This is a genomic window from uncultured Parasphingorhabdus sp. (genome assembly GCF_963975735.1).
GTDB lineage: Bacteria > Pseudomonadota > Alphaproteobacteria > Sphingomonadales > Sphingomonadaceae > Parasphingorhabdus.
This window is the reverse complement of sequence record NZ_CAXBIA010000031.1, coordinates 1-8,118: the sequence shown is the minus strand read 5'-3', so window position 1 is coordinate 8,118 and position 8,118 is coordinate 1. Positions and strand designations below refer to the sequence as shown.

Genomic DNA, 8,118 nt, shown 5'->3' with positions numbered 1-8,118 from the left:
ACGAGGAAGGCGAAGGCGGCAAGGGCCAGATCGAGGAATTCCTGCGCGAGTTCAACGGCGAAGGCATCCAGCATATCGCATTGATCTGCGATGATCTGGTCGGCTGCTGGGACCGGCTCAAGGAGCTCGGCGTGCCGTTCATGACCGCGCCGCCGAACACCTATTATGAAATGCTTGATGGCCGCCTGCCCGGCCATGGCGAGGATGTGAACGCGCTGCAGACCCGCGGCATATTGCTCGATGGTACAACAGAAGGCGGCGAGCCGCGCCTGTTGCTGCAGATTTTCGCCGAAGCGCAGGTCGGACCGGTTTTCTTTGAATTCATCCAGAGAAAAGGCGATGACGGTTTTGGCGAGGGCAATTTCAAGGCCCTGTTCGAAAGCATCGAACGCGATCAGGTTGCGCGCGGGGTGCTGAATGTAGAGGAGCCGGTATAATGGCCGCACCAAAGATCGATGGCATCCACCATGTCGCCTATCGCTGCAAGGACGCGAAAGAGACGGTCGACTTCTACCAGCGCGTGATGGGCATGGAGTTCCAGCTCGCCTTTGCCGAAAATGAAGTGCCGTCGACCGGCGAGCACGACCCCTATATGCACATCTTCCTCGATGCCGGCGGCGGCAATGTCCTCGCCTTTTTCGAGCTGCCGGAGCAGCCGGACATGGACCGCGACCAGAATACCCCGGCCTGGGTCCAGCATATCGCCTTCAAGGTGAACTCGCTCGACGACCTGATGGCGGCCAAGGCCAATGCCGAAGCCGAGGGGCTCGAAGTCCTCGGCCCGACCCATCACGGGATATTCAAGTCGATCTATTTCTTCGATCCCAACGGCCACCGGCTGGAGCTGGCCTGCGATATCGGCACCGACGAGGAGATGGCCGAATTGCGCCGCGTCGCCCCCGCGATGCTCGAGGAATGGAGCCGCACCAAGAAAGCGCCGCAACATGCCGCCTGGCTGCATGAAAAGGCCCGCGACGAGCATTAGCTTGCCTTGCGCCGCATAAGCTCCTTTATTACCGTTCGTGTCGAGCGTAGTCGAGACACTGAGCCCACACGCACCGGTCTCTCGAATCCTCAACTTAACGAAGGGCTCGAGACGAACGGCAGCCAGACCGAGGAACGCACATGAAACTCGCTACCCTGAAAAATGACACCCGTGACGGCCGTCTGGTCGTGGTCTCGAAAGACCTCACCCGCTGCTGCGAAGCGAGCAATATTGCCCCGACCCTGCAGGCGGCGCTCGACGACTGGGAACGATGCGCGCCGAAGCTGGAAGCGCTCTACCGCGATGTCGAACATGAAAGCGTACCCTGCGAGCGCTTTCACGAGCGGCTCGCCGAATCCCCTCTGCCCCGCGCCTATCAATGGGCCGACGGCAGCGCCTATATCAACCATGTCGAACTGGTCCGCAAAGCGCGCGGCGCGGAAGTGCCTGAGAGCTTCTACAGCGATCCCCTGATGTATCAGGGCGGCTCGGACGCCTTCCTCGGCCCGCGCGACGATATCCCGCTCGGCGATCCCAAATGGGGCTGTGACATGGAAGGCGAAGTCGCGGTCATCACCGATGATGTGCCACCGGGCGTCAGCGCCGCAGATGCCGCCGACCATATCAAGCTGGTGATGCTGTGCAACGACGTGTCCTTGCGCGGCCTGATCCCGGGCGAGCTGGCCAAAGGCTTCGGCTTTTTCCAGTCGAAACCGCCATCGGCTTTCTCGCCGGTCTGCGTGACCCCCGACGAACTGGGCGACGCGTGGAAAGGTTCGGTCATCCATCTGCCGCTACAAGTCGACTATAACCGCGAACCCTTCGGCCGTGCCAATGCCGGAGCGGACGCGACCTTCAGCCTAGCCGATCTGGTCGCCCACGCCGCCAAGACCCGTCCCCTGTCAGCCGGCACGATCATCGGTTCCGGCACCGTATCCAACCAGGGCCCCGACGGCGATCCCGGAAAACCGGTCAGCGAAGGCGGCCTGGGCTATAGTTGCATCGCCGAAATCCGGATGATCGAGACGATTAATGACGGCGAGGCGAAGACACCCTTCATGAGCGCTGGCGATACGGTGAAAATCCAGATGCTGGATGCGGATGGTCACTCGATATTCGGCGCGATCCGGCAGGAGGTTGTGGCGGTTTGATTGGGTTGGTGTCCACATTATCCCGAGAGCGGGTGCTAACTGAATAGCTGAATAGCGTTGCGGGGTCAGTTCGATTTGGTTTCTAGAAATTTTTGGAGTTCCAGTCCTAACGCAACATCATATTCATCGTCAGTGTGGCTTTCGAATTCAACCAAAGGTGCGTCAGCGTCATCCAACAAGCCTTGTCGCTCTATTTCTGCTTCTTCCATTTGAATTACTCGGAAAGTTTCTGGCCTCGTAAACGCCCACAAGTTACCCCAAAACTTTTCAGCAATTGGTTCCGCATCTTCATTCGTTTGGAGGCGGGCGTAAGCAAGTTCATCGCTGGTCAAATAAATGGCAATTCCATCTCTAATAGCCGCCCGAACCAATATCATCCAAGAACCTTTTCGATACACTGAATATTGCCAAAATGCGCCCTCTAAAGGGCCAATGCACCGGTCAATTCTACGTATATCCAACGTCTCAAATAATGCCTCATTATTAGCATGAAATCTATCAATGCGTGCGTCCATAATCTTTCATCCAACGGTTCGGCAAAACTCTCGAATTGCGGTGACACAGCACTAAATCGTTCGGACGCTTGGGCTGAAGTGCACCGTCACCAAAATTCCAGAGCTGTATAGCCCATTCTAAAGTGGGCCGGAAATAGCATGGTTGCTAGTTTCAGAGAAATAGCCCTTTTCAATGCTATAGTGGCTATCTCTATTTTCCCAGATTTCCACTTGGTCTGGCAATCCATGCTTTGCTAAATATCCTTTAATATCAAGTCGTTTCTCAAAAACAACTGCTAGAGGGCATCGTGTGCCAGCCGGATAATCAACTCTTTTTACACAATTTCCAATTCCAATTTCGTACTCATAAATCGGAACCAAGTCCGCGCTAAGTTTACTTACATCAATCAATATCGTTCCTTCCACCAATCAGAGCAACAGTATTAGAATTACGGTGACAGTGCACTAATTTACTCTGGTGCTCAGAATGAAGTGCACTGTCACCGTAATCGGGGCACCTATTGTATTTGGCACCCATGCTCATCTATATTGCGCTCGATGGGAGAAAGACGATGACATTGTTGGATCTTCTGAAATTATCCGAAAAAGAGCGAACGCACCAATTTCAGAAGATTGATCCGTATAACGCTCAATCCAAGGCGTTGTTTCAAGAGATAAAATTATCATTTCTGAGTACCTATCCGAAATGCGCCGCTCTCTCAGATGTAAGCGTTGGTGCAGGGCCTGGACTAGGACCAATTAACGCGATTTGCGTTCGTGTACCCATGGGAGTAAAAATACGCATTCCTAGAAAGTTTCTAGGATTACAGGTGTTTCGACTCGACGAGACACAAAGAGGTTGGAAGACTAGATATTAAGCTTGTAGCAGATCTACCTTCCCCCCACCCAATGCAGACCCCCCTCAAACCGGCACCGCCGTCTCATATTTGATCCGCTCCATCGCGAAGCTCGCCGACACATCGGACAAAGGCACCGCCTTGATCAGTTTCTTGTAGACCCGGTCATAGTCGGCGACATCGCGAACGAGCAGTTTGAGCATATAGTCGACCTCGCCCGCCATCCGGTAGAATTCGACCACTTCCTCAATCGCCGACGCCGCTGCGGCGAATTTTTCGAGCCATTTGTCGCTATGGTCGCTGGTCCGCACGGCGACGAATACGGTCATATTCAGGCCGACCGCCTCTGGATCGACAATCGCCACGCGGCGGGCGATGATCCCGTCCGCCTCCATCCGCTTGACCCGCCGCCAGCAGGCATTGGTCGAAAGGCTGAGCTGCGCGGCGAGATTTTCCAGCGACAGGCTGGCATCGCGCTGCAAGGCTTTCAGGATATTGCGGTCATTATCATCAATATTTTTGGTTTCTTTGGTCATATCCAGAATATTATCACATCTTCCGTGCAATAGCACCAATAATTGACAGGGATTTCCCACCCGTCTCGCTTCATATGCACATGCAGATGATGATAGGGGAAATACCATGCTGGATTTTGTAGGCCGGGCGCGCGAGGACAAGCTGCAGTCGCTGTCGGCTCTGATCGGCAATACGCCGATGATCAAGATCCTTGCGCGCTGCGAGGAGCAGGATGTCACCGTCTATGCCAAGGCGGAGATGTTCAACCTGTCCGGCAGCATCAAGGACCGGATGGCGCTGGCGATCCTGCAGGATGCGATGCGGCGCGGCGAATTGCTGCCCGGCCAGACGATTGTCGAGGCGACCAGCGGCAACAGCGGCATCTCCTTTGCCGCGATCGGTTGCGCGCTCGGTCATCCCGTCACCATTTTCATGCCCGACTGGGTCAGCGCGGAACGGCGCGCTACGCTGGCGATCTATGGCGCGGATGTGCGTCTGGTCTCCCGCGAGCAGGGCGGCTTTCTCGGCTGCATGGCGGCGGCAGAAGAGCTGGGCCAGCAGGGCGCCTATATGCCGCGCCAGTTTTCCAATCCGGTCAACGCGGACGAACATGCCGAAGGCACCGGTCCCGAACTATGGCAACAGGTAACTGCCGACGGCGGCACGCTCGGCGGCTTTGTCGCTGGCGTCGGCACAGGTGGCACCGTCATGGGTATGGGCCGCTATCTCAAGAGCCGGGACCAGAGCATTGCCGTCCATCCGGTCGAGCCGATTGAATCCCCCACATTGTCGGTCGGCCACAAATGCGGTCAGCACCGGGTCCAGGGCCTGTCGGACGAATTCATCCCGGCGATCCTCAACCTGTCCGAACTGGACGGCGTCATCGGCGTGCATGACGGCGACGCGATCCTGATGGCGCAACGGCTGATCCGGCAATTCGGTCTCGGCGTCGGCATTTCCAGCGGCATCAATCTGGTCGCTGCGATCCGCGTAGCGCTGCAGCAGCCGGTGGCCGCCGACGGAACCCGCAAAGCGGTCGCGACCATCTTCGCCGACAGCAACAGCAAATATCTGTCCACCGATCTGGCGAAGGAAGAACCCTGCCGCGACTGCTATCTGACGCCGAAAATCGAACTGCTGGATATGCAGACTATCCGCTAAGCTTGGCGATATTGCGATCGTCGGCCGCCGTTACATTCACCGCCAGACCAATCAGATCGGTATCTTCCGGCGCATCGGGCAGCACACCGATGGCGGGCAATCCCTGCTCATCCTCTAGCCACAGACTGGCCGCCCCCCGGCTGGCCTTGCCATAAGGCATGGCATAGCTTTTGATCACCGCCTTGCCGTTGAAATAATGGTCCGGCTTGACATGATCCGGCTTCGGAATCCGCACCGGCGCCGCGATCCGGTCGGGTGACCAGCCGCCAGCGACTGGCTGTGCCGCATAGATGCCCACCGATTCCTTGTTGATCACCCCGCCATTGGCAGAGATCATCCCCGGCTTGCTGCCATCCTTGCGCAATGCCTGGACCAGCGCGACCATACCGTGGGCGCTGTAGCTGTTGCCCGGACCGCCGAAGAAGCTGAGCCCGCCGGTGAGCGTATAGGAAGCTAGCGAGCGGTCCGGCGAACCGAGCGCGTCCATCGCCAGCGAAACCGCCACCGGGAAACAGCTGTAAATATCGATCGGGCCCAGATCACCAGCGTCCAGTTCCGCCAGTTCCAATGCCTTGGGAAAAGCGACCTGCATCGCCGGCGAGACCGACAGATCATCCTGCAGGCTCATCAACGGCACGCTCGCGTCCGATCCGCTGTGCAGATAGATCATCTTGTCTTCGGCTATGCCCAGCTCTTCCGCATGGCCGGCCGTGGTCAGGATCACCGCAGCGCCCAGTTCGACCGCATCCTGCGCCACCATCCAGCGGCGATAGGGGTCGTTGAGCCGGTAATTGCCATGCTCATCAGCCAACAATTCCTCCGCCGTCCATTTGCGGGCAAATTGCGCATGTTCGCGCGTCAGCGACACACCGGCAAAAGCCTCCCACAGTTCGGCCATGCTCTGCGCATAGCTGTCGCGGTCCATGCCGAGCCGCGCGCGCCGGGCGTTTTCGACAATCCCGTAGGCCATCGGCATGTTGATAATGCCCTGCCGCCATTCATAGGCGGTCAGCATCTTGTCTTCATTGGTGATCAGGTCGGTCATGTCGCGGGTCGCCGGCTGGTTCCAGTCCAGCTCATGCCCACTGCGCCGCGCGCGCTTGACCGTGCCCATATTCTCCGCGCTCGACAGAACCACCGCTTTATATTCGCCGTCATGCACCTGGCAGGCGAGCTTGTTAAGATGCTTCTGCGGGCTCTGGCCACCGACATCGCCGTAGAGCAGATGCGCCGGATCGAGACCGGAGGCCGTGGCCACCGCTTCGGGGTGATTCTCTGGCGAGCCGAAATCATGCGGCAGACCGCTATCGTGGAACAGGCGAATCGAGAGCAGACAGTCAATCGACGCCGCCAGTTTTTCGCCAGCGCCGCTATCGGCCAGCGCTTCCCTGACCGCTGCTGACGCAAGGTCGACAGTAGAAGGCCATTCAAGCCCCTGCGATTCTTTCAGTTTCCGCCCACTTGTTTCGCCAACGCCGATCAGGACCGGCGCCTTCTTGTCTGCCAAAGCCAATGGTAATTCCCTCAAAATAAACAGTTCATCAATCGATTAAACATGATAACAGACGGGGTAATCAATGCACCTAATAATTTGAGGACTAGTGAATGAGCGGATGGCCAGAGCTGAAATGGGACACGGAACCAACAGGACCCCTGAAGGGTTTGAAAATCGTCGACATGTCTACCGTCGTCCTTGGTCCTTTCGCCACTCTCAATTTCGCTGACATGGGCGCGGACGTCATCAAGATCGAAAATGGCGAAGGCAAGTTCGGCGGCGACATGATGCGCCACGCCGGTGACAATCCGACCGGCGACCTCGGCCCGATCTTCACCTCGCTCAACCGCAACAAGAAATCGATCACGCTCAACGGCAAGAACGAGAATGACAAGGCGGTGATCCTCGAACTGCTCAAACATGCCGACGTGTTCTTCCACAATGTCCGGCTGGCCGGCATGGAACGGCTCGGCCTGGATTATGAAAGCGTCAAGGCGATCAATCCGGGCATCGTCTATGTCCATTGCGCCGGTTTCGGCCAGGGCGGCGAATATGAGAAACGCCAGGCCTATGACGACCTGATCCAGTGCGCCTCCGGCTTTGCCAGCCTGTTCGAAATGCGCGGCGACAGCGGTCGTCCGCTCTACATGCCGTCGCTGGTCGCCGACAAGACCATCGGCCTGTTCGCGGTCAACGCGACGCTCGCGGCGATGTATCACAAGGAAAAGACCGGCGAAGGGCAATTTGTCCAGGTGCCGATGTTCGAAGCCTTTACCTGGTTCAACATGGTCGAAAATCTGTGGGGCGAGACCTTCATCCCGGGCAATGGCAAGATGGCCTATACAAGGTCGATCAACCCCAATCGCAAACCCTATCCGACCAAGGACGGCTATATCGGCCTGGTCCCCTATAGCGACACGCAATGGGAGAAATTCTTCGAGCTTGGCGGCAAGCCCGGCGTCTTTCAGGAACCGCGCTTTGCAACCTATACCGAGCGCACCAAGAATATCACCGCCCTCTATGCACTGATCGAGGAAATCGCCGCCACCAAGACAACCGACGAGTGGCTGCCCCTGCTCGACGAGCATAATATCCCGGCCATGCGCTATAACAACATCGCCGATGTCCTCGACGATCCGCATCTCCAGCAGGTCGGTTTCTGGCAGGAACGCGAGGGACCGAAGATCGGCAAATACCGGACGATCAAACATCCGGTCCATTATTCCGCCAGCCCGGCGAATATCTATGCCGACCCGCCGACACTCGGCGCGGACAATGACGAAATACGGGGTGCCCTCGGCATGCCCGCCAACGACGAATGATAATGATAAAACAGGACGAGGTTTGAACCATGAATTTTGATTTCTCTGACGATCAGAAGTTTCTCCGCGACGAAGCACGCAAGTTTCTCGAGGCACAATGCACCAGCGCCCATGTTCGAGCCGTGCTCGATGATGAG

General features: G+C 57.3%; 9 protein-coding genes. 5 read left to right on the top strand and 4 right to left on the bottom strand.

Annotation, left to right across the window (positions count from 1 at the left end):
* The 3 genes from AACZ86_RS16395 to AACZ86_RS16385 form a co-directional block, all read left to right on the top strand.
* Nucleotides 1–437: VOC family protein (locus AACZ86_RS16395; RefSeq protein ID WP_339694728.1), on the top strand; the 437-nt coding region annotated here is incomplete at its 5' end.
* Nucleotides 437–985: a VOC family protein gene (locus AACZ86_RS16390; protein WP_339694726.1), complete on the top strand. Its 549-nt coding sequence runs from the start codon at nucleotides 437–439 to the stop codon at nucleotides 983–985. The genes AACZ86_RS16395 and AACZ86_RS16390, both read left to right, overlap by 1 nt.
* Nucleotides 986–1,125: 140 nt before the next feature.
* Complete coding sequence (locus AACZ86_RS16385) at nucleotides 1,126–2,136, top strand: fumarylacetoacetate hydrolase family protein (RefSeq protein ID WP_339694723.1); 1,011 nt, start codon at nucleotides 1,126–1,128, stop codon at nucleotides 2,134–2,136.
* 65 nt (nucleotides 2,137–2,201) lie between these two features.
* On the opposite strand, the gene AACZ86_RS16380 is transcribed toward AACZ86_RS16385, so the two are convergent.
* The 3 genes from AACZ86_RS16380 to AACZ86_RS16370 form a co-directional block, all read right to left on the bottom strand.
* Nucleotides 2,202–2,651 carry a hypothetical protein gene (locus AACZ86_RS16380; protein WP_339694720.1) on the bottom strand — a complete coding sequence of 150 codons (450 nt, stop codon included), beginning with the start codon at nucleotides 2,649–2,651 and terminating at the stop codon, nucleotides 2,202–2,204.
* A gap of 117 nt (nucleotides 2,652–2,768) precedes the next feature.
* Complete coding sequence (locus tag AACZ86_RS16375) at nucleotides 2,769–3,041, bottom strand: hypothetical protein (RefSeq protein ID WP_339694717.1); 273 nt, start codon at nucleotides 3,039–3,041, stop codon at nucleotides 2,769–2,771.
* Nucleotides 3,042–3,552: 511 nt separating this feature from the next.
* On the bottom strand, nucleotides 3,553–4,023 hold the full coding sequence (locus AACZ86_RS16370; protein ID WP_339694714.1) for an Lrp/AsnC family transcriptional regulator: 471 nt from the start codon (nucleotides 4,021–4,023) through the stop codon (nucleotides 3,553–3,555).
* A 106-nt stretch (nucleotides 4,024–4,129) separates the two neighbouring features.
* On the opposite strand from AACZ86_RS16370, the gene AACZ86_RS16365 reads away from it, so the two are divergent.
* Nucleotides 4,130–5,164 carry a cysteine synthase family protein gene (locus tag AACZ86_RS16365; protein ID WP_339694711.1) on the top strand — a complete coding sequence of 345 codons (1,035 nt, stop codon included), beginning with the start codon at nucleotides 4,130–4,132 and terminating at the stop codon, nucleotides 5,162–5,164.
* On the opposite strand, the gene AACZ86_RS16360 is transcribed toward AACZ86_RS16365, so the two are convergent.
* Complete coding sequence (locus tag AACZ86_RS16360) at nucleotides 5,154–6,671, bottom strand: hypothetical protein (RefSeq protein ID WP_339694709.1); 1,518 nt, start codon at nucleotides 6,669–6,671, stop codon at nucleotides 5,154–5,156. The two genes, AACZ86_RS16365 and AACZ86_RS16360, sit on opposite strands and share 11 nt — an antisense overlap.
* A 98-nt stretch (nucleotides 6,672–6,769) precedes the next feature.
* On the opposite strand from AACZ86_RS16360, the gene AACZ86_RS16355 reads away from it, so the two are divergent.
* Nucleotides 6,770–7,981: a CoA transferase gene (locus AACZ86_RS16355; RefSeq protein ID WP_339694705.1), complete on the top strand. Its 1,212-nt coding sequence runs from the start codon at nucleotides 6,770–6,772 to the stop codon at nucleotides 7,979–7,981.
* The last annotated feature ends 137 nt before the right edge of the window (nucleotides 7,982–8,118 follow it).